The 23,574-nt window shown below is 63.4% G+C and carries 22 protein-coding genes, 1 tRNA gene and 1 pseudogene; 13 read left to right on the top strand and 11 right to left on the bottom strand.

Annotated elements, in window-relative coordinates; all coding sequences use genetic code 11:
• Window positions 1-136: 136 nt before the first annotated feature.
• Genes FNJ47_RS29190 through FNJ47_RS29180 form a run of 3 tightly spaced genes read right to left on the bottom strand, consistent with a single transcriptional unit; the run spans window position 137 to window position 4,187 of the window.
• On the bottom strand, window positions 137-1,270 hold the full coding sequence (locus FNJ47_RS29190) for an NADH:flavin oxidoreductase/NADH oxidase (RefSeq protein WP_163159396.1): 1,134 nt from the start codon (window positions 1,268-1,270) through the stop codon (window positions 137-139).
• Window positions 1,271-1,328: 58 nt separating this feature from the next.
• Window positions 1,329-2,543 carry an ABC transporter substrate-binding protein gene (locus tag FNJ47_RS29185; RefSeq protein WP_163159394.1) on the bottom strand — a complete coding sequence of 405 codons (1,215 nt, stop codon included), beginning with the start codon at window positions 2,541-2,543 and terminating at the stop codon, window positions 1,329-1,331.
• Window positions 2,544-2,558: 15 nt separating this feature from the next.
• Entirely contained in the window at window positions 2,559-4,187 is a 1,629-nt protein-coding gene (locus FNJ47_RS29180) for an AMP-binding protein (RefSeq protein WP_236000154.1), read from the bottom strand.
• 195 nt (window positions 4,188-4,382) lie between these two features.
• Between FNJ47_RS29180 and FNJ47_RS29175 the strand changes: the two genes are divergently transcribed.
• Window positions 4,383-5,144, top strand: coding sequence for an N-acyl homoserine lactonase family protein (locus FNJ47_RS29175; protein ID WP_163159392.1), 762 nt, complete (start codon window positions 4,383-4,385; stop codon window positions 5,142-5,144).
• An 84-nt stretch (window positions 5,145-5,228) separates the two neighbouring features.
• A complete protein-coding gene (locus FNJ47_RS29170) occupies window positions 5,229-6,011 on the top strand; it encodes an SDR family NAD(P)-dependent oxidoreductase (protein WP_163159390.1) in 783 nt (260 codons plus the stop codon).
• A gap of 82 nt (window positions 6,012-6,093) precedes the next feature.
• Here FNJ47_RS29170 and FNJ47_RS29165 read toward each other — a convergent pair whose 3' ends face one another.
• Together FNJ47_RS29165 and FNJ47_RS29160 are read right to left on the bottom strand one after the other, a co-directional pair.
• Window positions 6,094-6,372 (bottom strand): GlsB/YeaQ/YmgE family stress response membrane protein, encoded by a 279-nt coding sequence (locus tag FNJ47_RS29165; RefSeq protein WP_163159388.1) that lies wholly within the window; start codon window positions 6,370-6,372, stop codon window positions 6,094-6,096.
• Between the two features lie 36 nt (window positions 6,373-6,408).
• Window positions 6,409-7,020 carry a YidB family protein gene (locus FNJ47_RS29160; RefSeq protein ID WP_163159386.1) on the bottom strand — a complete coding sequence of 204 codons (612 nt, stop codon included), beginning with the start codon at window positions 7,018-7,020 and terminating at the stop codon, window positions 6,409-6,411.
• 151 nt (window positions 7,021-7,171) lie between these two features.
• Here FNJ47_RS29160 and FNJ47_RS29155 point away from each other — a divergent pair, with 151 nt between their 5' ends.
• The 3 genes from FNJ47_RS29155 to FNJ47_RS29145 are packed head-to-tail and all read left to right on the top strand — an operon-like array spanning window position 7,172 to window position 8,844.
• Window positions 7,172-8,188: a 2-dehydropantoate 2-reductase gene (locus FNJ47_RS29155; protein WP_163159384.1), complete on the top strand. Its 1,017-nt coding sequence runs from the start codon at window positions 7,172-7,174 to the stop codon at window positions 8,186-8,188.
• A 4-nt stretch (window positions 8,189-8,192) separates the two neighbouring features.
• A complete protein-coding gene (locus FNJ47_RS29150) occupies window positions 8,193-8,399 on the top strand; it encodes a hypothetical protein (RefSeq protein ID WP_163159382.1) in 207 nt (68 codons plus the stop codon).
• Between the two features lie 22 nt (window positions 8,400-8,421).
• Entirely contained in the window at window positions 8,422-8,844 is a 423-nt protein-coding gene (locus tag FNJ47_RS29145) for a CAP domain-containing protein (protein ID WP_163159380.1), read from the top strand.
• On the opposite strand, the gene FNJ47_RS29140 is transcribed toward FNJ47_RS29145, so the two are convergent.
• The 3 genes from FNJ47_RS29140 to FNJ47_RS29130 form a co-directional block, all read right to left on the bottom strand.
• Complete coding sequence (locus FNJ47_RS29140; protein ID WP_163159400.1) at window positions 8,834-9,478, bottom strand: hypothetical protein; 645 nt, start codon at window positions 9,476-9,478, stop codon at window positions 8,834-8,836. The two genes, FNJ47_RS29145 and FNJ47_RS29140, sit on opposite strands and share 11 nt — an antisense overlap.
• 216 nt (window positions 9,479-9,694) lie before the next feature.
• A complete protein-coding gene (locus FNJ47_RS29135; RefSeq protein WP_163159378.1) occupies window positions 9,695-10,792 on the bottom strand; it encodes a helix-turn-helix transcriptional regulator in 1,098 nt (365 codons plus the stop codon).
• 192 nt (window positions 10,793-10,984) lie between these two features.
• Window positions 10,985-11,635 carry a TetR/AcrR family transcriptional regulator gene (locus tag FNJ47_RS29130; RefSeq protein ID WP_163159376.1) on the bottom strand — a complete coding sequence of 217 codons (651 nt, stop codon included), beginning with the start codon at window positions 11,633-11,635 and terminating at the stop codon, window positions 10,985-10,987.
• Window positions 11,636-11,718: 83 nt separating this feature from the next.
• Here FNJ47_RS29130 and FNJ47_RS29125 point away from each other — a divergent pair, with 83 nt between their 5' ends.
• Complete coding sequence (locus FNJ47_RS29125; protein WP_163159374.1) at window positions 11,719-13,224, top strand: flavin-containing monooxygenase; 1,506 nt, start codon at window positions 11,719-11,721, stop codon at window positions 13,222-13,224.
• A 250-nt stretch (window positions 13,225-13,474) separates the two neighbouring features.
• On the opposite strand, the gene FNJ47_RS29120 is transcribed toward FNJ47_RS29125, so the two are convergent.
• Window positions 13,475-14,866 carry a hypothetical protein gene (locus tag FNJ47_RS29120; RefSeq protein WP_163159372.1) on the bottom strand — a complete coding sequence of 464 codons (1,392 nt, stop codon included), beginning with the start codon at window positions 14,864-14,866 and terminating at the stop codon, window positions 13,475-13,477.
• A 142-nt stretch (window positions 14,867-15,008) separates the two neighbouring features.
• On the opposite strand from FNJ47_RS29120, the pseudogene FNJ47_RS29115 reads away from it, so the two are divergent.
• Window positions 15,009-15,836, top strand: a pseudogene (locus FNJ47_RS29115) (NAD(P)/FAD-dependent oxidoreductase); the annotation flags it as partial.
• Between the two features lie 24 nt (window positions 15,837-15,860).
• On the opposite strand, the gene FNJ47_RS29110 reads toward FNJ47_RS29115, so the two are convergent.
• Window positions 15,861-16,787 (bottom strand): LysR family transcriptional regulator, encoded by a 927-nt coding sequence (locus FNJ47_RS29110; protein WP_236000153.1) that lies wholly within the window; start codon window positions 16,785-16,787, stop codon window positions 15,861-15,863.
• Between the two features lie 96 nt (window positions 16,788-16,883).
• Here FNJ47_RS29110 and FNJ47_RS29105 point away from each other — a divergent pair, with 96 nt between their 5' ends.
• The 6 genes from FNJ47_RS29105 to FNJ47_RS29080 all read left to right on the top strand — a co-directional run bounded on the left by FNJ47_RS29105 (window position 16,884) and on the right by FNJ47_RS29080 (window position 22,671).
• The gene (locus FNJ47_RS29105; protein ID WP_163159370.1) at window positions 16,884-17,753 is read left to right on the top strand and encodes an MBL fold metallo-hydrolase; all 870 of its coding nucleotides are present in this window, start codon (window positions 16,884-16,886) and stop codon (window positions 17,751-17,753) included.
• A 36-nt stretch (window positions 17,754-17,789) separates the two neighbouring features.
• Entirely contained in the window at window positions 17,790-18,770 is a 981-nt protein-coding gene (locus FNJ47_RS29100; RefSeq protein ID WP_163159369.1) for an alpha/beta hydrolase, read from the top strand.
• Window positions 18,771-18,888: 118 nt separating this feature from the next.
• Window positions 18,889-18,965 (top strand) — tRNA-Arg (locus FNJ47_RS29095).
• A gap of 153 nt (window positions 18,966-19,118) precedes the next feature.
• Complete coding sequence (locus FNJ47_RS29090) at window positions 19,119-20,537, top strand: UbiA family prenyltransferase (protein ID WP_163159368.1); 1,419 nt, start codon at window positions 19,119-19,121, stop codon at window positions 20,535-20,537.
• Between the two features lie 32 nt (window positions 20,538-20,569).
• A complete protein-coding gene (locus tag FNJ47_RS29085; protein WP_236000152.1) occupies window positions 20,570-21,925 on the top strand; it encodes an FAD-binding oxidoreductase in 1,356 nt (451 codons plus the stop codon).
• Entirely contained in the window at window positions 21,925-22,671 is a 747-nt protein-coding gene (locus FNJ47_RS29080; protein ID WP_163159366.1) for an SDR family oxidoreductase, read from the top strand. The genes FNJ47_RS29085 and FNJ47_RS29080 overlap by 1 nt, the downstream gene beginning before the upstream one ends.
• On the opposite strand, the gene FNJ47_RS29075 is transcribed toward FNJ47_RS29080, so the two are convergent.
• Window positions 22,652-23,574: glycosyltransferase family 87 protein (locus tag FNJ47_RS29075; RefSeq protein WP_163159365.1), on the bottom strand; the 923-nt coding region annotated here is incomplete at its 5' end. The genes FNJ47_RS29080 and FNJ47_RS29075 overlap by 20 nt on opposite strands.

Below are 23,574 nucleotides of genomic sequence, written 5' to 3'. Positions count from 1 at the left end.
GGATCATGGTCTCGCCGATGGCGACCTATTCGGCGCGCGAGGGGCGCGCCACCGATTGGCATACCGCGCATATCGGCAAGCTCGCCGCCGGCGGCTGGGTCGGCCTTCGCTGCATCCTTCTTCGCCACCGGCATCGCTATCGTCCTTGCTGCGCCACCCGCCGCTTCAGCCACCAGCCATATTGCTCGGGCCAGCTGGTCCACTCGGGATCGCATCCGAGCGCAAGCGCGGTCTGCGCGGGCCAGTTCGGATTCCACAGCAGTTCGCGGCCGAGCGCAATAAGCGTCGCCTTGCCGTCCCGCAAAATGGCTTCGGCGTAATCCGGTTCGCGGATCAGCCCGACCGCGACCGTCGGCATGCCGGCTTCCTTCTGGATCCGTTCGGCGAAGGGCACCTGGAAGCCGGGGGTGCGCGATACCAGCGAGTTGCCGCGCGGCAGCTTCATGCCGCCCGACGAACAGTCGACCATGTCGATCCCGATCGCCTTCAGCTCGGTCGCAAATGCGATGGAGTCCTCGATCGACCAGCCGATGTCGACGCCGTCGACCGACGAGATGCGGACGAAGGCCGGCAGATGGTCGGGCCATTCCTCGCGCATGATCGCGGCGATCCGCAGCGGCAGGCGCATGCGGTTCTCGCGCGAGCCGCCATACTCGTCGTTGCGGTTGTTCGCCAGCGGCGACAGGAACGAGTGCATCAGATAGCCGTGCGCGCAGTGCAGCTCGATGACGTCGTAACCGGCAGCCCTGGCGCGGCGAAACGCCTGGCGATAATCGTCCACCAGCGCGTCGATCTGCTCTGCCGTCATCATCTGCGGCGCGGGCCAACCCTCATCGAAAGGAATGCCGCTCGAGGCCGCGATCTGCCACGGGCCTTCGCCGCGCGCCTTGATGTCGGCCTCGCCAAGCGGATTGCCGCCTTCCCACGGCCGCTGCGACGAGCCCTTCCGGCCGCCATGGGCGATCTGGATCGCGGCCTTGGCGTTGAAGCTGTGGATCAGCGCGGCGAGAGCGGCGTGGTCTGCGATATGCGCATCGTCCCAGATGCCGAGGCATCCATGGGTGATGCGCCCCTGGGTGTTCACCGAGCTCTGCTCGACGAATACGAGACCCGCGCCGCCGGCGGCGAGCTTGCCGATATGCGCGGTATGCCAATCGGTGGCGCGCCCCTCGCGCGCCGAATAGGTCGCCATCGGCGAGACCATGATCCGGTTCTTCATTTCGAGGTCGCGCAGTTGCAGCGGGGTAAACAGCAGCGGCAATTCGGTCATGCGATGTCCAGCCTTGCTTGAGGTTTCTTGCTTGAGGTTTGCGAATTCGTGAGAGCAATCATTTGTTGAGCAGCGGGCAGGCGCTCTCCTCTGACGTCGCGAACGCTTCCTTGCCCGGGATGACCTGAACCAGCTTCTCGTAATCCCAGGCGCCCTTGGATTCCGCCGGCGATTTCACCTGCACGAGATACATGTCGTGGATCAGCTGGCCGTCCTCGCGCAGGAACGCATTGCGGGCAAAGAAGTCGTCGATCGGCATGTCCTTCATCTGCGCGATCACCTTGGGGCCGTCGTCGGTGCCGGACTTCTCGATCGCCTTGAGATAGTTCATGACTGCGGAGTAGAGACCGGCCTGCACCATGGTCGGCCGCTTCCTGGTCCTGGCCATGAAGCGCGCGGCAAAGTCGCGGGTCTTGTCGTCGAGATCCCAATAGAACGCGGTTGCGAGCTGCAGCCCCTGGGCCGCCTGCAATCCGATCGCATGGATATCGCTGGTCTGCATCAGGAAGGCTGCAAGTTTTTGTGTGTGCGTCATCCCGAATTCCTGCGCCTGCCGGATTGAATTGGCGAGGTCGCCGCCGGTATTGGCGAACGCGATCACGTCCGCCTTCGAGCTCTGGGCCTGCAGCAGATAGGACGAGAAATCCATGCTGTTGAGCGGATGCCGCACCTCGCCCGCGATCGTGCCGCCGACCTTCTCCACGGTCTTGGCGGCGTCATTGCGCAAGGCGTGGCCGAAGGCATAGTCGACCGTCACGAAATACCAGCTCTTCGCACCTTCCTTGGCCAGCGCCCGCACCGTGCTGTTGGCGAGCGCGTAGGTGTTGTAGGTCCACTGCACCGAATTGAGCGAGCAGCCCTTTCCGGTCAAATCGGAAGAGCCGGCCGACGACACCAGCATCGCCTTGTTCTTCTGCTTGGTAAGTTCCAGCACCGCGAAGGCGACCGCGGAATTGGCGAAATCGACGATGACATCGACGTTCTCCTGCTCGTACCAGCGCCGCGCGATGCCGGCGCCGATATCGGCCTTGTTCTGATGGTCGGCATCGACCATCGCGATCGGCTTGCCCAGGACCTTGCCGCCGAAATCCGCGATCGCCATCCGGACCGCTTCGACCGCGCCGGGGCCGGCGGCGTCGGCATAGAGGCCGGCCTGATCGGTCAGCACGCCGATCTTGACCATGTCGTCGGAGATTTGCGCGTGGGACGGCGTCGCGAAGGCGGCCGACAGGATTGCGGCGCTCGCGGCGATCCATCCGGTTGTCGATCTCATCGCTGTTGGTTTCCTCTAGCTCGATTGCCTTATGGCGTTGGTCTTTTCTTGTCGCAGGTCGATCATGCCCGGATGCGACTGCGGGTCGCTGTCCGCGCCGAGCAGCACGTGTTTCTGGATCTTGTTGGTCGAGGTCAGCGGCAGATCGGTAACGAAGGCGATCCACGCCGGCAGCTTGAACGGCGCCAGGCGTTCGCGGCAGAACTGGAAGATGTCTTGTGCGAGCTCGTGCGAGGCGTCAGTGCCGTCGTTGATCACGATGAAGGCCGCAACTTCCTCGTCGCGGATCGGATCGCGTGCGGCAACGACCGCAGCCTGTTTGACCAGGTCGGATGCCGTCAGCACGGCCTCGACCTCCGCTGCGGAAATGTTCTCGCCGGCGCGCCGGACCAAATGTTTCAGCCGGTCGACGAACACGAAGGCGCCGTCCGCGTGCCGCCAGGCGCTGTCGCCGGTATGAAACCAGCCGCCGCGCCACGCCTGTTCGGTGGCCTCGGGGTCTTTCAAATAGCCGGAGAAGAAGCCGCGCCGCGGCGTCGCTTCCGAATGGCGCACGCAGAGTTCGCCGACCGAGCCCGGCGGCAGCACATTGCCGTCGGCATCGAGGATCGTCATTTCGAGCCCGGGGACGCTGCGGCCGATCGTGTTGGTCTCGAGGTGGCGCGGCTCAACCGTGTTGAAGGGGCTGCGACCGGTTTCGGTCATGCCCCAGCCCTCGACGAAGGGGATGCCGAAGCGTTCGCGGGCTCGCGCGCGCTGTTCGGGATTGGCACCGACGCCCATCGAGAAGCGCAGCGCATGGGCCTTCTCGTCCGGCGTCTCCGGCTGCGCGAGCAACGCCGCGACGATCACGCCGAGATAGTGCAGCACGCTGGCGCGGCAGGAGACGATGTCGCGCCAGGCGATTTTCGCGTTGAAGCGCTCCGGCAGGATCAGGCAGCCGCCGGTCAGCATCATCGCGATCGGGGTCAGCGTCAGGCCGGCCATGTGGAACAACGGCAGCGGGCTGTAGAGGCGCTCCGTTCCCATATGATACGTCGCCTCGCCGCCATGGCTGACGTACCAGCGGCCGGTCGAGACCACGTATTCGTTGGTCAGGATGCATCCCTTCGGACGCGCCGTGGTGCCCGACGTGTAGAGCAGCGCAGCCTCGGTCTCGCTTCCGGGATTGTCCGTGCGTGGCGCTGGCCGCCGGGCAAGTGGAATCTGCGCCACGCTCGCGCCGAGATCGTCGCCGGACACCTCGAGCACGGGCACCGCGCCGGTGAGCGCCTTCTGCAATTCCTTCTGCTCGTGCAGCGTGACGATCAGATCGGGCTCGGCATGCGCGATCAGATATTCGATTTCCGCTGCGCGATAGGCCGGATTGATCGGAACGATCGAGACGCCGAGGCCGTTGAGCGCCAGCCAATGCGCGATGAAGTCAGGCCGGTTCTCCAGCAGCAGACATGCGCGGTGTCCATGGCCGAAGCCGGACGCGCGGTATTGTTCGCGCAATGCGCAGACCTGCCGCGCAATGTCGGCATAGGACAGTTCGGCGCCGTCGGGAAAGTATGCGCGGTCGGGACGCGCGGGAATGCAGAGAAAGGGCTTGAACGCTGCCGCATCTGATGTCGCAGCGAACACGTTGAACACGGTGTACATCGTCGCGAATGTTTCCCCTGACGGCCGCAGGTCGACGTCAACGGCGCCGGTCTGCGAGAGCTGCTTCGTTGAGCGCGGTGCCGCGATCGCGGCGTTGCGCGGAAGCTATAAGGGCGAGTAATGTGCTGTCAAATCTATTATGAGTTTCCATAAAACTCATATGTAGTTTTAGAGCAAAAGCAGGGAGTGAATGTGATGAAGATGCACGTGTTGTCGGGCGGACGTTTGCGGATGTCGAAGCGGACCTACCTGCCGGATGCGGCGCGCGGCGAGATGATCGACCTTCCGGTGTCGTGCATGCTGCTGCGGCATACGCAGGGCAACGTGCTGTTCGACACCGGATGCCATCCCGACGTCGCCACCGATCCTGAGGGACGGCTCGGCACGCTGGCCAAATACATGCAACCAATCATGCCGGCAGACGATCACGTGCTGACGAGCCTGAAGGCCGTCGGCCTTGGCCCCGACGATATCGACGTGGTGATCTGCTCTCACCTGCACACCGATCATTGCGGCTGCAATGCCTTCTTCAAGAAGGCGACGATCTTCGTCCATGCGCTCGAGGTCGAGGCCGCGAATGCCGATAACGCGTTCGATCGCGGATACATCAAGGCGGATTGGGATCATCCGCTGAAGATGGAAATCTTCGATAAGCAGATGGATGTGTTCGGCGACGGCAAGCTGACGCTGATCCCGCTGCCGGGACATTCGAAGGGAACGACCGGCGCGCTGGTCAAGCTGGACCAGAGCGGCGAATTCCTGCTCGCCTCCGACTCGCTCAGCGTGCGCGCCAATCTCGATCAGCGGGTCTCGCCCAGGAATAGTTTGGATGTCGATCAGTTCCTGAGATCGCTCGACGAGATCGCCAAGCTCGAGGCATCAGGCGTCAAGATCATCTGCGGCCATGATGAGGCGCAGTGGGCCAGCCTGCAAAAGGGGCCGAACGCGTATACGTGAGGCGCGGTTTGCAGATGCTGTGCCGCGCGATATGGTATGCCGCCGCCGGAGATCATCTGGCTCACAACAACAAGGAAAATGCAGATGTCCAAGGATGGTTTGTGCGCGATCGTGACGGGATCGGCATCGGGACTCGGCGCCGCCACCGCGCAAATCCTCGCCACGCAGGGCGCGCGCCTCATCATCAACTATTCCAACAGCAAGGCGGAAGCCGAAGCGACTGCTGAAGCCTGCCGCAAGCAGGGCGCCGAGGTGCTGGTGGTGCAGGGCGACGTCTCGCGCGATGAGGACTGCAAGAAGATCGCGGCCGCCGCGCAAGGCTGGGGCCGCCTCGACGTGCTGGTCAACAATGCCGGCACCACCAAGCATGTACCGCATCACGATCTCGACGGCCTGACTGCGGAAGATTTCCAGCGCATCTACGCCGTCAACACCATCGGTCCGTTCCAGATGGTTCGTGCCGCGCGCGCCTTGCTCGAAGCTGGCGCGAAGGCATCGGGCCGTCCCTCGGCGGTGGTCAACGTCTCCTCGGTCGCCGGCATTTCCGGCGGCGGCTCGTCGGTGGCCTATGCCGCGAGCAAGGGTGCGCTCAACACCATGACGCAGTCGCTGGCGCGTGCGTTGGCACCCTTGATCCGGGTCAACACGGTGTGCCCGGGTTACATCGATACGCCCTGGTTCACCAAGGGACGCGGTGCGGACGGCGCGAAGCAGGTGCGTGATGCCGTGGTCGCGCGGGTGCCGCTGAAGGTCGCCTCGACGGCCGAGGATATCGCCAATCTGGTCTGCTTCCTGGCGAGCCCGGCGTCGAGCAACATGACCGGCGAATTCGTCCGGATGGACGCGGGCATGCATCTCATTCAGTGAGCTGGCTTCCGAGCTGTTGCCGAAACGAAAATGCCCGGGCCAGGCCCGGGCATTTGATTTTGGAGACGTGCTGCGGCTGGTGCTATTTGTTTCCAATATCCGGGATCACGCGTGCCGCGACCAGCCGGTTCCAGATGAATAGCACCACCAGCGCGCCGATCGTGGCAGTGATGAAGCCGGCGCCCTGTTCGGGACCGTAATGGCCGATGGCCTGGCCGATGAAGGTCGCGAGAAATGCTCCGGCGATGCCGAGCACGGTGGTGAGAATGAAGCCGCTTGGATTGTTCGGTCCCGGCGACAGGAGCCGCGCGATGATCCCCGCGACAAAGCCGACGATGATGACCCAGATGATGCCGCCCATGACTGTCGTCCTCCTCAGATGGAATCAATGCTGCCGCTAAAGCCTGCCGCTCAGCTCGTCGCCGCTCGGCAGCCGTCCGTCCGGCGTCAGATGATTGATCGCGTCGGGCAGATACTGGCTCAAGCCCTGCAGCAATTGGTCGCGCGACATGCCGGTCTGCGACGCCAGCGAGTCGATCTGGTCGGCGCCGAGCGCATTGGCGAGATCGCCGGGCGCAATCTGCTTGTTGGGGCCGTTGCTGACCCAGGAATTGGCCGCGTCGCCATGGCCCTTCTGCTGCAATTGATTGAGCAGATCGCCGAGGCCGCCGCTGAGCACGGTGCCGGCTGCGCCGCCGGCGAGAAGTCCGCCGAGGCCGCCCTTGAGCAGATCGCCGAGGCCGCCGCCGCCGGGCAGGGGCGCGCCGCCGGGCACGCTCGCGGTGACGTTGCCGGGAAGCGGCGGCGCCTGTGCGGGCTTCGGCTCAGGGGCGCTCGCGCCCGGCTGGCTGCCGCCGAAATGCTTGACCGCCTTCCAGGCCAGCAGCGCCAGGATGGCCATCGTCATCGGCGACATTCCGCCGCCGCTCGAGCTGTCGGATGAAGTGCTCGGCGCGCTCGGACCGCGGGGCCCGTTCTGCATGCCGTTGAGTACGTCGAGTAAACCCATGATCGTCTCCTGCAGCAACCGTGCCCCGAGCCAGAAACATAGCTTCGGCCCATGACGGTTACAAGGCGGGGCCGCCCGGGCTGCGGCGCATCGAATAGGCAGGCAACCCCAGGTCTGCTAACGAGCGATTGATGAACAGGCGTTTAGCGAGATGAATGACGATCGGCCGATCGGGATTGCGGGCGCCGGAAGCATCGGCTGCTTCGTCGGCGGCATGCTCGCTGCGTCCGGTCGCCGTGTCGTGCTGCTGGCGCGGCCGCGGTTGATCCAGGAGATCACGGGCAACGGCTTGCGGCTCAGCAGTTTCGACGGTTCGGAGCGGATGGTATCCGCGGACCGGCTCATTCTGTCCGACGATCCGTCGATCCTGCGCGATGTGCAGACCGTGCTGGTGACGGTGAAGAGTGCCGACACCGGCGAGATGGCCGAATTGATCGCGCGCCACACACCCACTGACGCCGCGGTGGTGAGCCTGCAGAATGGCGTCGGCAATGTGTCGTTGCTGCGCGACCGCCTGCCGGACCGCAAGGTGCTCGGCGGCATGGTGCCGTTCAATGTGGTCGCGCTCGGCGACGGCCGCTTCCATCGCTCGACCTCGGGCGACATCGTGATCGCGCAGGATGACGCCGGCACCGCGGCGCGGCTCTCGGTGCCGGGCCTTGCGGTCAAGGCTACCTCCAATATCGAGGGCGTGCAGTGGGGCAAGTTGGTCGTCAATCTCAACAATGCGCTCAACGCGCTGTCCAACATTCCGCTGCGGCAACAACTCGCACAGCGCGGCTGGCGGCAATTGTTTGCCGACCAGATGGCCGAGGGCCTGGCTGCGGTGCGCGCCGAAGGCATTGCGCCGGTGTCGCCGACCCCGCTGCCTTCGAGCTGGATGCCGACATTGTTGAGGTTGCCGGACGCGCTGTTCGACATGCTGCTCGGCCGCACCATGAAGATCGATCCCGAAGCGCGCTCCTCGATGTGGGAAGATCTGCAGCGCGGCCGTCGTACCGAGATCGACTATCTGCAAGGAGTGATTGTTGCGATTGCGGATCGCCGCGGCCTTCAGGCTTCGTTGTCACGCCGTGTCATCGCGCTGATCCGGAAGGCGGAGGCCGACGGCAAGGGATCGCCGGGGCTGACGCCGGAGCAAATTCGCGATGAGCGACCAGGGAAGTGACATCATGAAACGATCTTGCATCATGTTGCTCACGCTTGCTGCGCTTGGCTCCGGCCAGGTTCGCGCCGCACCGCCGACCGTCACACCATCGCCGGGCTACGATGCGCGCTTGCAGGAGCAGCGCGCAGCGGCCGCGGCATCGAGCCGATCGGCCGTGCCTGCGCGCAAGCCGGTTGCGCATCGCCACCACAAGCGCGGTCACGCGCGCTGATGCATGAAAGAGAATATCTGAGATGAAGCTGCTCGTCCTCGCGCTTACCCTCGTGCTCGGTATCACCACGACGGCAAGCGCCGCCGATTATGCCGGTTCGATCAGTGCTTACCGGCGCGCCAATCGCATGCCCGCGGTGACGCTCGACGCGAAGCTGAATGCGATGGCGCTGAAGCAGGCCCAGGCGATGTCGGCGACCGGATCGGTCAGCCATTCCGCGGGCGGCAGTTTCTTCACCCGCATCGCGCCGCTGAAGAAGCAGCGCGCGGCCGAAAATATCGGCGCAGGGTTCATCGCCTTCGCCGAGATGCTGAAGCAGTGGGAGAATTCGCCGGGCCATCGCGAGAATTTGCTGATGCCGGGCGCCAGGCGCGTCGGCGTCGCCTACGTCGACAATCCGAAATCGCCGTACCGCAGGTTCTGGGCGATGGTGATTACCGACTGACGTCGGTTCGCTTCGCAACCTTGGTCGGCGGCGGCGATACCGGTGTGAACAGTTTCTTCAGGCCGTCCAATCCTTCGGAAAGCCGCGGCCATTCGCAGGAGAACGTACCCTTCACGCAGTTCCCCGCCTGCGGCCGCACCCTGGGAAGAGGAGTGGTCGCAACCCGTGGCTTGACCGGCCGTGCGGCCGGGACGGGGACTTTCGGGGGCTCGCTGTGCAGCGATGCCTGCTCGATCTGCGGCGACCGCTCTTGCTGGCGTTCCTGCTGCTTGGCGTTGAAAGCTGCGACGATGCTGGAGCGGCGCTGCTTCTCGAGGTAGCCGGTATATTCCTGGTCGATCTTCTTCTGCTCGTCCGGCGTCGGATTGGGACCGGCGATGTCGAAGCTGCGGTCCTGCATGAAGTCGTAATAGGTGTAACCGCCGCCGGGCTTGCGGCGTCCGGCGAACTTGGCGTTGCAATCGGCGAGCTGCGCGGTCCTGTCTTCCCTGGTCTTCGCCTTCTCGGCGAGGTCGGCGCAATCCTCGAAGTCCTTCGGCGCGCTGCGCCACCATTGCGCGTGCGCGCTGATCGGCGCCAGCGCACAGGCGGCGACGAAAACGGCAACAGCCAACGTCGATGATCGTGATGGCATCACGGACATTGCAAGCAAACCCGAACGACACAGAGTGAGCAGATTGTCGCCATTTTGGTGACGCTTGTCACCCCGGAACCGGACGATTTCCCTCATCATTTAAGCCGCAGATCGGCCGTTTGGCTTGATCAGATAATAGCTGTATATGATTGCAATGTTTCGAGAATTCTGGCCGTAACGGCGCGCCGGAACTTGGAACAATTCGCCTCGAATGGTTCATTTCACTCGGTGCAGCAATGCGACGAGTTCCGCCTGCCGATGCGTGCCGGTCTTCTGGAAGATCGTCTTGAGCTGATTGCGCGCGGTGGCAAGGGCAATGCCGGCTTCCTGTGCGGCCGCCTCGATCGAATCGCCGCGCGCGAGTCGCGTGGCGAGGCGCGCCTGCGCCGGCGTCAGCTCGAACGTCGCCGCCAGCAGCGCCTGATCGAACGCGGCGCTGCCTTCGAGATCGCGGATCAGCAGGATCGCGCGCGCGCCGAGGAACGGCGAACGTGCGGCCGGAGGTACCGGTTGCATCTGGATCACGATCGGACGCTTGTCGATCCTGCGCACCACGATCGGCGATGTCGGGAGCGGGTGCAGGTCGGAGCTGTGGGCCATCAGATCAATCAGCCTGGTCAGATCGGCATTGGCCTGCCGGTCAAGCAGAGTGAGGCGGTTGTTGCGGATCGCAAGGTCATGGCCAAGGCAGGCTTCAGCCTGGCCGTTCATGCCGATGATGATGCCGAAGCGGCCGACGGCGATCGCGGCGACCTGGATCAGATCGAGCGCGCTGGTGATGCCCGATAGCGCGGAGCGGCCGACGGCGGCGGACAGTGTCGCGGCTTCGGTCAGTCGCGCCGACACGCGCGAGAGTGCCTTGACCTCGTCGGCGTCGAACATGCCTTCCTTCGGCGTGCGCTGGATGGTCAGTCCCCACAACGCCGGGCCCGAGCGAAAGCCGACGGCGGCAAACCATTTCAGTCCGAACTCGCCGAGCGAGGCGTAGAGCGGATCGCGCAGCATGTCCGCCTCGCACTCGAACAGATCCGCGTCGGTGATGACATTGTTGCCGGCCAGGATCAGCGGCACGCCGCGTGCCGCGCGGATGTCGGAGAGATGAAGGTTATTGGGAAAGTAGGTCTTGGTGAAATAGTCGGTGATCGATTCCGTGCGCGGAATGTCTTCGGTCCGGATATCGCTCTGAAGCATCGCAGCCCCGGTCGCGCCCACAGCGGCGCAAACCTCGTCCATGAAGGACGGCCAGGTCGCCGGATCGAGAACCACGTCGCCGAGGCGCGCGGTCACATCGTCAAGCCTGTGCAGGTCGACCAAAGGCTCAGCTCCGCCCGGATTTTCATTCTTTCGCAGGACGAAACAAGCTGGACCTGTTTGCGCCCGGTACCGGGCATAAGAAAGCCCAAGGCGCTCGGTATGCAAGTTAAATCGACTACAGGCTAGGGGCCCGACCCGGAGGCCCTGGCGAAACATGATCGAAAATCGGCGGATCGGACCCCTGTCCGGCCGCTACAGCAAGCGCAAATCCCGGCGGCGGTCGGCCTCGGTCAGCGCCACGCGGCAGAAGCTGGCGGCGATCGCGACCACGTCCTCGACCGGCTGCGGATAGTGCTTGGACACCCAGCGCAGAGCGATCGAGATGACGGCGCCGACCATGCCGATCGAGAGCAGTGTGGCGGCCGCGCCCTTGTCGCTGCCTTTCGGATCGCGTGCCGGTGGTACCAGGATGTCGCTGAAGACGCGCAAAGCGTCGAGCTTGACCGCGTCGACCGCCGGACTGATGCCGGAAATCTCGAGCAGGAAGACCCGCGCGGGCTTTGGATGCTCCTTCAGCCGCGTGAAATACAGCGTCAGCGCGGCGCGCAGCCTTGCCTCAGGATCGTCGCCGCCGGCAGCGGCGGCAGCCGCCAGCTCCTCGTGCAGGTGCCCGACGACATGGTTGTAGGCCGCGATCAGCAGCGCCTCGCTGTTGGCAAAGGATTCGTAGAAATAGCGCTCGGTCAGTTCGGCCGCCTCGCAGATCGCCTTCACGGTCGCGCCGCGATAGCCGACCTCGCCATAGACCTCGATCGCCGCGTCGATCAGCTTGAGCCGCCGCTCGGCGCGGCGTTCCTCGGCGTCCATGCCGCCATAGAGGCGGGCTTTCCGGCTGCTTGCCATGAATTCTATTGACACGAGGCATTGTCAGATGTCAAGTTATCTGACAATACAGATTGTCAATACTGTCACCGGAGGGTCAGGGCATGTCCGCTCATTTCGACGTGTTGATCGTGGGCGCGGGGCTGTCGGGCATCGGCGCCGGCTACCATTTGCAGGCCAACTCTCCGGATCGCAGCTACGCCATCCTTGAAGGCCGCGATTGCATCGGCGGCACCTGGGACCTGTTCCGCTATCCCGGCATCCGCTCCGATTCCGACATGTACACGCTCGGCTATTCGTTCCGGCCGTGGACCGAGCCGAAGGCGATCGCCGACGGTCCCTCGATCCTGAACTATGTGCGGGAGACCGCGCGCGTCTATGGCATCGACAAGAACATCCGCTTCAACCATCGCGTCGTCCGCGCCGACTGGTCATCGGCGGATTCACAATGGACGGTCGAGGTCGAGCGCGGACCGGAGAAGGCGATCGAGCGCTTGACCTGCAACTTCCTGTTCATGTGCAGCGGCTACTACAAATATGAGCACGGCTACACGCCCGATTTCCCCGGCATCGCCGATTTCGCCGGCCGCGTCGTCCATCCACAGCAGTGGACCGACGACATCGACTACGCCGGCAAGAAGGTCGTGGTGATCGGCAGCGGCGCGACCGCGGTGACGCTGGTGCCGGAAATGGCCAAGACCGCCGCCCATGTCACGATGCTGCAGCGTTCGCCGACCTATGTCGTGGCGCGGCCGGATGAGGACAAGGTCGCCAACTGGCTGCGTGCGCGGCTGCCTGCAAAGCTCGCCTACGGCCTCAGCCGCTGGAAGAACGTGCTGCTCGGCATGTATTTCTACCGGCTCTGCAAGCGCGATCCGGAGCGCGTGAAGAAGCTGATCCTCGGCGGCGTGCGCCACGCGCTCGGCCCCGATTACGACATCGCCACGCATTTCACGCCAAGTTACAATCCGTGGGACCAGCGGCTTTGCCTGGTGCCGAACGGCGATCTCTTTCAATCGCTGCGCAGCGGCGGCTCGTCCGTCGTCACCGACCAGATCGAGACCTTCACGCCCGGTGGCATCAAGCTCAAGTCGGGCAATGTGCTCGATGCCGACGTCGTGGTGACTGCGACCGGCCTTGATCTGCAGGTGCTCGGCGGGCTCGAGATCAAGGTTGACGGCGCGGCCGTCGATCTGTCGAAGACCATGAACTACAAGGGGCTGATGTATTCGGGCGTACCGAACCTCGCCGCCGCCTTCGGTTACACCAACGCATCCTGGACGCTGAAATGCGACCTGACCTGCGAATATGTCTGCCGCATGCTCAATCACATGAAGGCGAACGGCTACGCGCAGGTGACGCCGCGGCGGAACGATCCGACCGTATCCGAACTGCCCTGGGTGGATTTCTCCTCGGGCTATATCCAGCGCGCCGCCGCCAGGTTCCCCAAGCAGGGCTCGCGCCGGCCGTGGCGCCTCTACCAGAACTATGCACTCGACATCATGACGCTGCGCTTCGGCTCGCTGAAGGATGAGGCCATCGAGTTTCTGCCGCCGCGTCGGGCGGGCGCGGCGGATTCGGCCTCGAATCCGGCCCGGCAGGTGGCGTAGGAAGCGGACCGCCGACGTCGCGCACTAACGCGTTTGGGGAGACAATCAGCTCGTCGAAGAAAGCGAGAACTAGCAGTAGTAAGACTTCTCCACCTAAGCAGTGGCTTACGAGAATTGTTGGGTCGCCCGATATGGGTCCGTATTCAGCAGCATTTTGCGGCTCGATTGAGCCATGGACGCGCGAACCTGCTGCGACACCCGCCAAAGGGCTAGGGTGTCGCATATCAGGCTCTCATCTTTGTCGCTACGGCTAAACTTTGCCCTGCGCGTGAAGGTTGGGGTTCATTTGTCCCCAAGCCCTATCGGCATTGGCGATATCCGCGTCGATGTCAGGAATTTCCGACAGCATTTGAAGCCGGGCTGATTCAACCAAATCAAGCGTTCTTAGCGAAGAAACAGCAATCACGTAAAATTGGTTAGAGTTATCTTGGATGCGCACCGTTGTCCCAGCGGATTGATTTTGAATGTCCGTATAGTGAACAGACGAGCTTCCGCCACCACCGATACTCACAGGACCGATCGAAAATCCGCCGCTCGCGTGCGCATTGTACCAGTTCTGGAATTCGGAGTACGATCTTGCAGACACGTCGATCTCGATTGTTGGTCCTCGAGCGATCAGCACCATCTGCGGAATAAGAGATAATTGGCCGGTCTGAGTCCAATACTCGTCCTTGTCGACCAGCTTGCAGTACGTTCGAACAAACTTCTCTATATACCACGGCTTTCGCGTAACGGTGGCAGTTACCAATTTCTTATAGGTAATGGCAAACCTAGAGGCATCCTCACGGAAGTGCTTATCGATTGTGCCTCCGTCAGCTGATGCTCCAAAGCTCCAAAATACTCCGCCGCCACTGACTGAGCCGGACCAGCGGTTCTCGTACGTCGTAGAGCGCGACGAGTATTCGGTAATCTGAATAGTTTCAGGAGCATCGTTTTGTACGAACGTTGCTACGTCAAAATCGAGATAGGTTGTCAAGAACTCGGTCCAAGTTTCATCGCCACCATTTGGGTGTTGATCCCCAAAAATCGCCTCATCCTCATTCATAGGCAGCTTGATCGAATATCGTGGGTCCTGGAGTGCCCGCAAGGCTTTCCCCAGCTCATAGAGCGGAGGATATGCGGCGACAACAGCCAGGTAATCAGCGTAGAAATTTGTCACATCATCGACAAGGGGACCGCGCCTATCTCGGTATTGAGTTTCGGTTTCCCATTGGGTGCGGGACTTGTTGGGATATCGAGCCAGAGATAGCTGCCAGCTTTTCCTGGCTGTTTGCTCGAATGCCCGGAGGCGATCGAGGGCATGAGTGTATTTCGTAAGTTTGCGCTGCGCATCAGCCTCGTCTATGCCCGGAGCCTTCTTCCTCATCTCGACATTTAGCTGAAGCAAATATTGTTCGTAGTTGCTGGATAGGGTCATTCCCGTCGTGACGTTTGCTCCAGAGTTGGCGCGCGTGAACGTCGGAAGGCGATCGCCAACCAACATGCGGCGGTATAGGTTCAGCGTAGGCCATTTTGTCCGGCAGTTTAGGGGAGCCATTACCGTGTTCACCTGAAAGATATTCGGTGCGGTATTTGGCATGCGGGCTTCGAACTGACTTGTCCATTTGGACCAGGCAATGTCGTCAGTCTGAAATAGAGACATCCTAACCTCCCTTAAATTAATCTTAAAATACTACCAATAGTTGCGCAATTATTAATAGGTAAGTGTGCTGTTGTGCTACTTTAGGATGGCGTGGTGAAGCTCTCGGCTCCCCGCCCCAATTCCAGGGATATTCCACGCGGCGCGTGCGCGGCTGCCTGCAAAGCTCGCCTACGGCCTCAGCCGCTGGAAGAACGTGCTGCTCGGCATGTATTTCTACCGGCTCTGCAAGCGCGATCCGGAGCGCGTGAAGAAGCTGATCCTCGGCGGCGTGCGCCACGCGCTCGGCCCCGATTACGACATCGCCACGCATTTCACGCCAAGTTACAATCCGTGGGACCAGCGGCTTTGCCTGGTGCCGAACGGCGATCTCTTTCAATCGTTGCGCAGCGGCGGCTCGTCCGTCGTCACCGACCAGATCGAGACCTTCACGCCCGGTGGCATCAAGCTCAAGTCGGGCAATGTGCTCGACGCCGACGTCGTGGTGACCGCGACCGGCCTCGATCTCCAGGTGCTCGGCGGGCTCGAGATCAAGGTCGACGGCGCGGCTGTCGATCTGTCGAAGACCATGAACTACAAGGGGCTGATGTATTCGGGCGTACCGAACCTCGCCGCCGCCTTCGGCTACACCAACGCATCCTGGACGCTGAAATGCGACCTGACCTGCGAATATGTCTGCCGCATGCTCAATCACATGAAGGCGAATGGCTACGCGCAGGTGACGCCGCGGCGGAACGATCCGACCGTATCCGAACTGCCCTGGGTGGATTTCTCCTCGGGCTATATCCAGCGCGCCGCCGCCAGGTTCCCCAAGCAGGGCTCGCGCCGGCCGTGGCGCCTCTACCAGAACTATGCACTCGACATCATGACGCTGCGGTTCGGCTCGCTGAAGGATGAGGCCATCGAGTTTCTGCCGCCGCGTCGGGCGGGCGCGGCGGATTCGGCCTCGAATCCGGCCCGGCAGGTGGCGTAGGAAGCGGACCACTGACGTCGCGCACTAATCCTGCGCACAGCTTGCAAGGAGATTCCGAAGCCAGATATGGCCGGGATCGTTGTCGAAGCGTGCGTGCCAAGTCGCGTAAAGCGAGAAGTGCCCGGCGTCGAAAGGCAACGCGGTCGCTGTGAGCGCATTGGAATAGCGAGCGAGGAATCGCGCAGGCAACGTGCAGACGAAGTCGGTCGATTGCAGGATCACCGGCACGACACTGTAATATTGCACGGAGACGCCGACGCGCCGCGCCATGCCTCTGGCCGCGAGGATGTCGTCGACGAAGCCGCGAAAGCCGCCGCCGTCTCCGGAGACGATGACGTGTTCGAGCGATACGTATTGCTTCAGCGACGGCCGGCGCACGCCGCGCGGATGCGCCTTTCGTTGCGCCATCATGAAGCGCTCTTCCAGAAGCGGCTGGTGCGGCATCCCTTTCGGCAGCGCGTTCTTCGAGACCAGTGCGACGTCGATTTCGCCGGTTTCGAGCTGGCCCGCCAGCCCTGCCGGGTCGACGGCACGAAACGCCAGCCGGGTTGTCGCGGCGCCACTGCGGCGCATCCGCTGCAGCAGTCGGCCGCCCAGCATGGCGCTGGCATTGTCGTTGGCGCCGATCGAGAAGGTCCGCTCCGAAGTCTTCGGCTCGAACACTGGCGGCGTGCGCACCACGTCGTCAAGCCGCCGCAGGGCGTCGCGGAGCGGCTCCCGCAGCTTGGCGGCGCAGGGTGTCAGCACCATGCCCTTGCCCGATGCTGCCGTCGTCAGCAGCTGATCGCCGAAGACGTCGCGTAGCCGCGCCAGTTGGGCGGAGAGCGCGGGCTGACTGACGCCAAGTCGCGCCGCCGCGCGGGTCACGTTGCGCTCGTCGAGCATCACGCTGAGCGAGACCAGCAGCGGCAGCGTGTGGGCGTTCATATCCATCATTGTTATGCCTACCATCCAATCTATCGATTTCAATTATCCCATGCCGGCGTGCATTGAGGCAACAGGGTTCGGCGCTCGTCTGCGCGAGCGGTGGTGAGGGGAATGCAGGCCATGAGCTGCCATGCGATCGGTGAAGTGACGGTCAAGCGGGTGACCGAACAGTGCGGTGCCGGATTCGCGCCGAGCGTCCTGTTTCCGGATTGGGACTCGCGCGTGCTCGACGAGCACAGGGCATTAATGATTCCGGACTGTTTCGACGTGACAGTGCAGCGCTTCATTGCAAGCGTGCATACCTGGGTGCTGCGAACCCGGCGCCACACCATCCTGATTGATTCCTGCGCCGGCAATCACAAGAACCGGCCCGGCTTGCCGCGTTTCCATCAATTGGATTTGCCGTTCCTGCAGCGACTTGCCGAGGCCGGCGTCTCGCCCGAGGCCGTCGACTATGTCATGTGCACACATCTCCACGTCGATCATTGCGGCTGGAATACACGGCTGTTGGACGGCCGATGGGTGCCGACCTTCCCCAATGCACGATACGTGTTTTCGAAAGCCGAATACGATCATTGGCGCGGTCCGGCGGGCCGCGAAGGGTTCAACGCCGGTGTCTATGAGGATAGCGTGCTGCCGGTGGTCGCGAGCGGGCAGGCCGAGATCGTCGATGGCGAAGGCGAGGTGGGCGATGGCCTCACCTTTCATCCGACGCCGGGCCACAGTGTCGGTCACGTCGCAATCAGGCTTGCCGATGCCGGCGAGTCCGGATTGTTTAGCGGCGATATCATGCATCAGCCGTTGCAGGTATTTCGGCCGGACTGGAACAGCGCCTTCTGCGAAGATCCCGTGCATGCGCGCGCATCGCGCCGCTGGCTTCTGGAGGAGGCGGCGGACACTGGCGCCACGGTGTTCACGGCGCATTTTGCCGCATCGTCGGCTGGCCGCGTCACGCGTCGCGGCGACCGGTTCGGCTGGCGCTTTGTCTGAGGCCCGCGAAACCAGCAAGACAAGGACGACCGCAACATGAGTTTGGCTGATATCGTGACCGAAGAGATGATGGTGCCGAGCGATACCGCCGGCATCAGCCTGTTCGTGCGCAACAAGCGCCGCGCCGATCTGGCGCAGTTTACGTCCGCCAACACGATCCTGTTTGTGGCGGGCTCGACTTATCCCGCCTCGACCTCGTTCGACCTGAGACTTGATGGCACGTCCTGGATGGATCACCTCGCCCAGCGAGGGCACGACGTCTATCTCGTCGACGTCAGGGGTTATGGCAATTCGACGCGTCCGCCGGAAATGGCGCTGCCCGCGAGCGACAACGCGCCGATCGTGCGGACGCCGGTGGCCGTTCGCGACATCGGCAGCGTGGTCGCCTTTGTCCGCGCGCGTCGCAATCTGACGAGGATCAATCTGATCGGGTGGTCATGGGGTACGACGTTGATGTCACGTTACACCAATGAGAAGCCTGATACCGTCGCCAAACTTGTCCTGATCGCGCCGCAGTGGCTGCGCGACACGCCGAGTCTGGCTGACGCCGGCGGCTCGCTCGGGGCTTTCCGCATCGTCGATCGGTCCGCCGCAAAGAGCCGTTGGCTGAACGGCGTGCCCGAGGACAGGAGGCCGGCGCTGCTGCCCGATCACTGGTTCGACGCCTGGGCCGACGCGACGTTTGCGTGTGGTCAGGCCGGACCAGGTCCGTCGCAGTTGATGGCGCCGAACGGCACGGTGATCGACAGCCGGGAGTTCTGGGCCGCGGGCAAGCCGCTCTACGATCCGGCCCGCCTCACCGTGCCGGTCCTGATCGTCCACGGCGAGTGGGATCGTGACTGTCCGCTTGAGATGTCGCGTGCAGTGTTCGGCCAATTGACCGCCGCGCCCTACCGGCGCTGGGTCGAGATCGGCGAAGCCACCCATTCCTTGTTCCTGGAGAAGAACCGCTGGCAGGTGTTTGGCGCGGTCGACCAGTTCCTCGAGCAAAGCCCGCCGGATCGACTGTCACGATAGCGAAGTCAGCTCTTTCGATACAGAAACCGCGCCAGACGCGCGCTTCCAAGGCTTCCGATGGGGCTCCGCCTCTGCTATGGGATGGCGGCGCCTGCCTGCTTCGGCTTGCGGGCGGTGCGGTCCCGTAGCTCAGCCGGATAGAGCGACGGTTTCCTAAACCGTAGGTCGGAAGTTCGAGTCTTCCCGGGATCGCCATTTTCCGTCTCGTCGCGCTCAATCCGCGTCGCGGGCGAGACTTTTGCGGAACGCCCTCCGGCGCGATCTGCCGGGCGTCTGCTTCCCCCAAGTTCACACCAAATTAGGGAAAGCCCGGGAGAATGGGGAGGGGGCCACCGGAAGACCGCGCGTATGCGAGCCAGCGTTCCAGAACGGGTCGAGCAGGGGGGCAGCGATGCCCTTCGCGATCCGCTGCGCGCAAAGGGCCGGCCGCTCGTCGTCGATGTCGACGAAGTCATGCTCCCGGGAAGCGCGTTCGCGGCGGATATCGCATCAGCCCTGAGCCACAGCGTTCACGCTTTCATTGCGGCGATTGCCGCGGCCTTTCGATCGGAAGCGCGATCAGCGCGGGCTGTCGATGCGTCGGGTTTCGATTCCTCGCGCGCGCAATTCGACCACGACGCCGTGACGTTCCTGTTGCAGGCGTTGGGCGAAGGCCGTTCGGTTTATCTCTGTTCAGAGACCTACCCCGAGCCGTTCGTCAGCGCGGTTGCCCGGCATCTCGGTGTCTTCACCGCCTGGGCTGCCGCACCGGACGGCCAATCGCCGGCCGCGCGGGACGAGGAGCTTCCGCCCGCGCTCGGTCAGGGCTTTGACTATGTCGGCAGCGCAACGGTTGCGTTGCCCGGCTTCGCATCGCATGTCGCGCGCCCCGCTCGATCCGAGCCTGCCACGCCTGCGCGGGCCGGCATGGGCAGCTGGCTGAAGCTGTTCAGGGTGCATCAATATGCCAAGAACGGCCTCGTGCTGGTGCCGCTCCTGACCGCGCACAAATTCGCACTCGGATCGGCGGCGACCTCACTGTTTGCCGTGATCGCATTCTCGCTTTGCGCATCGGGCGCCTACATCCTGAACGACATTCTCGACGTCAAGGCCGACCGCGCGCATCCGGCCAAGCGCAATCGTCCGATCGCAAGCGGCGCCATCGCGGCGTCACAAGCGGTCGGCGCGATGGCCATGGCGCTGGTCAGCGCATTTGCGATCGCATTGTCGATATCGCTCGCGTTTGGCGACGTCCTGCTCGGCTATTTGGTGCTGACGACTTCCTATTCGCTCTGGCTCAAGCGCATCGCGACGGTCGACGTCGTCGTGCTCGCCACGCTTTACACCGTCCGCGTAATCGGTGGTGCGGTCGCGATCAGCGTGCCGATGTCGGAATGGCTGCTCGCGTTCTCGCTGTTCATCTTCATGTCGCTGGCGCTGGTGAAGCGCTATATCGAGCTTGCGAGCCAACCGGACGGTGCCGTGCTGGCGGCGCGCGGCTACCAGATCGAAGACAAGGCGATGATCGCGGTCCTCGCAGCCGCGTCGGGCTTCAACGCCGTCGTGATCTTCACGCTCTACATCTCGTCCGATACGGTTCGCGCGCTTTACAGCCACCCGCGACTGCTCTGGGTCGGCTGTCCGATATTGATGTACTGGATCAGTCGCGTGATGCTGTTCGCACAACGCGGATTGATCGATGACGATCCGGTCATCTTCGCGCTGAGGGATCGCGTCAGCTGGTTTGCCCTTGGCGCGATCGGCCTCATCATGCTCGCCGCAATCTAACGATGCCGTCGGCTGCGTTGCCAGGAAGCGTGATGTCGAACTCCGGAGCGGGCGCGAGCGGCCTCTCCGGCTGGGGCAACTATCCCAGAGTGTCGACCGAATTGCTGGCTCCGCAGACGCCGGCAGGCGCACGGGACCATCTGCTTGCGCGGTCCGGCGTCGTCGCGCGCGGGGCAGGGCGCGCCTATGGCGATGCCGCGATCGGGACGCAATCGACGATTTCGTCGCGCGGCCTGAACCGGATGCGGAGCTTCGATGCCGCGACCGCCCAATTGACCGTCGAAGCCGGCGTGACCATTGCCGACATTCTTGCCGCGTTCGAGCCGCGCGGCTTCTTCCTGAAGGTCGTGCCCGGCACGAAATTCGTGACGGTCGGAGGCGCGATTGCGGCCGACGTTCACGGCAAGAACCACCATCGCGACGGCGGCTTCGGCAATATCGTCGTTTCGTTCCGCCTCGCGCTGCCGGGCGGCGAGATCCTCACCTGCTCTCGGTCGGAAAATGCCGCGCTGTTCGCGGCGACGCTGGGGGGCATGGGCCTGACCGGCATGATCCTCGAGGCGACGTTGCAACTGCTCCCAATCGAGACGGCCTGGCTGCGGCAGGACACCCGCGTTGCCGGCAATCTCGACGCGGCGATCGATCAACTGGAAAGCAGTGCATCGACAACCTATTCGGTGGCCTGGATCGATTGCCTCGCGCGCGGCGCGGCGCTTGGGCGGTCGCTGGTCTATCTGGCCGAGCACGCCACCCGCCGCGACAAGGATATGCTCGGACCCGACCTCGCGCCTTTCCCCAGCGTTCGCACGTCGCGTCTGTCGGTGCCGGAGCTGTTTCCGGGATGGCTGCTCAACCGCGCCTCGATGCGGGCGTTCAACGAGCTCTACTTTCGCCGCGGTGCCGCGCATCAGGGCAAAGTGCGGCTCGTCCATTGGGATCCATATTTCTTTCCGCTCGATGCGATCGCCGATTGGAACAGGATCTACGGCCGTCGCGGTTTCGTGCAGTATCAATGCGTGATCCCGCAGGGCCGCGCGCGCCGCGTGCTCGCCCACATTCTGGATCGGGTATCCCGGCGCGGCGATGCGTCGTTTCTTGCGGTGCTCAAGCTGCTTGGCGACGCGAGCGGACTGATGTCATTTCCGCTTCGCGGCTACACATTGACGATGGATTTTCCCGTCACCGAGACGCTGTTCGCGTTTCTCGACCAGCTCGACGCACTGGTGGTCGATGCCGGCGGCCGGCTCTACCTCGCCAAGGACGCAAGGCAGTCCCGCGCGACATTCGAATCCGGATATCCCGGTCTCGCGGCCTTGCGGGACATCCGTCAGCAGACCGGGGCGAACACCCGCCTTGCGTCCCATCTTTCAGCACGGCTTGGAATCTGATGACCGGCACAAAATCAATTCTGGTGATTGGCGGCAGCTCGGACATCGGGCACGCGACCGCGCTGCGCTATGCAAGGGAGGGATGGCGCGTGACGCTGGCCGCCCGCGATCTCGAGGCAGCGCAGCGCAACGCAGATGATATCAGGACCCGAAGCGGCGTCGAAGCAACGGTCCAAGCGCTGGACGTGTTGCAGACCGGGCAGCTTGCCGGCTTTGTCGCCGGCCTCTCCGCGCTCCCGGACACCGTTGTGTGCGTTGTCGGGGAACTCGGCGACCAGCTCCGTGCCCAGACCGATCCTGAGCTTGCGACGACAATCATGCGCACGAATTTCGAGGCGCCCAGCCTGTTGCTCGAACTGTTCGCGCAAGCGTTCGAGGCGCGCGGTTCTGGCACCATCGTCGGGGTCAGCTCGGTTGCCGGCGATCGCGGGCGCGCGTCGAACTATTACTACGGCGCGGCCAAGGCCGGCTTCTCGCAATTCCTGTCCGGCCTGCGCAACCGCCTGGCGCTGGCCGGCAAGGTTCGCGTCGTCACCGTCAAGCCCGGGTTCGTGCGCACGAAGATGACTGCGCATATGAAGCTGCCGGCGCCGCTGACGGTCCAGCCGGATCGGGTTGCGGAGGATATCTTCGGGGCCGATGTGATGAAGCCGCGTGACGTGATCTATGTAGCCCGGCGGTTCTGGCTGGTGATGACGATCATCTGTGCGTTGCCGGAGCCCGTCTTCAAGCGGATGCGCATCTGACGCCGGCTTCGGCGATCGCTTCCGTTCTCGAGCTGCGCAACAGCACAATTCCGACAATGAGTGCGACCAGCGGAATGGTTGCGAAGCCGCCGATCGAGAGCGCCGCGAGCGCCTGTTTGCCATCGACAGAGGTCGCCATCTGCATCGCCTGCAAGTAGCCGACAGCGCCGATCGGGATCGGCAAGGCGTAGATGATCCCTCGTTCCCACGCACGCGCGCTGGCCAGAAGCGCCGGCAGCAGCAGCGCCAGGCCGATACTGAAAATGAGAAAGTCATAGTCGTAGGCGTAAGGGCTGATGCAGACCGATACGACCGCGACAAGGCCAAGGCTCTCGCGGGCTGGCATTCTCCGGTAGACCGCAATCACGACCACGGCGAGCGCCAGAGCCGCAACGACGCCCTGGCCGACAAGCGAGGCCAACGCGGGCAAGCCCAAGGTTCGCAACGCGGCATAGATAGATATCATGCGATGCATCGGATAATTGCCTTGCTCGAGGAAGGCAGACGAATCGCGCACGCTCTGCAGGAATGCGCTCCAGATCTCTACGCCGAACGTCGCCGTACAGATCGCCGAACTGATCAGCACGATGGCGGCAGCCGTTATCACGACGATCCAGGAACGCCGCAGAACGGCGTAGGCCGCGAACGCGACAGCGAGATGTGGCTTGATGATCATCAGCCCGAGGGCGGCCCCGGCAAGCAACGGCCGATCTTCAAAGAACAGGCAGGTCATCCCGATCAGCGCCGCCGTGAGCAAGCCGTTCTGCCCGCACGCCAGTGTGATTCCGATCGTCGGAAAAAAGATGATGAGCACCAGCACGAACTGGCTTCCGGCGATGCGGCGCAGCACTGCGAGGTAGAGTGCAAGTGTCGTGGCCGCGAACATGAGATAGGCAATTCCGA

Origin of the sequence: Bradyrhizobium uaiense (genome assembly GCF_010811875.1) — a bacterium.
Lineage (GTDB): Bacteria > Pseudomonadota > Alphaproteobacteria > Rhizobiales > Xanthobacteraceae > Bradyrhizobium > Bradyrhizobium uaiense.
The sequence above is the reverse complement of the archived record's forward strand: the minus strand, read 5'-3'. Positions and strand labels throughout refer to the sequence as shown.

Coding starts and splice junctions, on each gene's coding strand:
- FNJ47_RS29190 (WP_163159396.1), bottom strand. CDS start 1,270: ATGACCGAATTGCCGCTGCTGTTTACCCCGCTGCAACTGCGCGACCTC.
- FNJ47_RS29185 (WP_163159394.1), bottom strand. CDS start 2,543: ATGAGATCGACAACCGGATGGATCGCCGCGAGCGCCGCAATCCTGTCG.
- FNJ47_RS29180 (WP_236000154.1), bottom strand. CDS start 4,187: ATGTACACCGTGTTCAACGTGTTCGCTGCGACATCAGATGCGGCAGCG.
- FNJ47_RS29175 (WP_163159392.1), top strand. CDS start 4,383: ATGAAGATGCACGTGTTGTCGGGCGGACGTTTGCGGATGTCGAAGCGG.
- FNJ47_RS29170 (WP_163159390.1), top strand. CDS start 5,229: ATGTCCAAGGATGGTTTGTGCGCGATCGTGACGGGATCGGCATCGGGA.
- FNJ47_RS29165 (WP_163159388.1), bottom strand. CDS start 6,372: ATGGGCGGCATCATCTGGGTCATCATCGTCGGCTTTGTCGCGGGGATC.
- FNJ47_RS29160 (WP_163159386.1), bottom strand. CDS start 7,020: ATGGGTTTACTCGACGTACTCAACGGCATGCAGAACGGGCCCCGCGGT.
- FNJ47_RS29155 (WP_163159384.1), top strand. CDS start 7,172: ATGAATGACGATCGGCCGATCGGGATTGCGGGCGCCGGAAGCATCGGC.
- FNJ47_RS29150 (WP_163159382.1), top strand. CDS start 8,193: ATGAAACGATCTTGCATCATGTTGCTCACGCTTGCTGCGCTTGGCTCC.
- FNJ47_RS29145 (WP_163159380.1), top strand. CDS start 8,422: ATGAAGCTGCTCGTCCTCGCGCTTACCCTCGTGCTCGGTATCACCACG.
- FNJ47_RS29140 (WP_163159400.1), bottom strand. CDS start 9,478: ATGCCATCACGATCATCGACGTTGGCTGTTGCCGTTTTCGTCGCCGCC.
- FNJ47_RS29130 (WP_163159376.1), bottom strand. CDS start 11,635: ATGGCAAGCAGCCGGAAAGCCCGCCTCTATGGCGGCATGGACGCCGAG.
- FNJ47_RS29125 (WP_163159374.1), top strand. CDS start 11,719: ATGTCCGCTCATTTCGACGTGTTGATCGTGGGCGCGGGGCTGTCGGGC.
- FNJ47_RS29120 (WP_163159372.1), bottom strand. CDS start 14,866: ATGTCTCTATTTCAGACTGACGACATTGCCTGGTCCAAATGGACAAGT.
- FNJ47_RS29110 (WP_236000153.1), bottom strand. CDS start 16,787: ATGGTAGGCATAACAATGATGGATATGAACGCCCACACGCTGCCGCTG.
- FNJ47_RS29105 (WP_163159370.1), top strand. CDS start 16,884: ATGAGCTGCCATGCGATCGGTGAAGTGACGGTCAAGCGGGTGACCGAA.
- FNJ47_RS29100 (WP_163159369.1), top strand. CDS start 17,790: ATGAGTTTGGCTGATATCGTGACCGAAGAGATGATGGTGCCGAGCGAT.
- FNJ47_RS29090 (WP_163159368.1), top strand. CDS start 19,119: ATGCGAGCCAGCGTTCCAGAACGGGTCGAGCAGGGGGGCAGCGATGCC.
- FNJ47_RS29085 (WP_236000152.1), top strand. CDS start 20,570: ATGTCGAACTCCGGAGCGGGCGCGAGCGGCCTCTCCGGCTGGGGCAAC.
- FNJ47_RS29080 (WP_163159366.1), top strand. CDS start 21,925: ATGACCGGCACAAAATCAATTCTGGTGATTGGCGGCAGCTCGGACATC.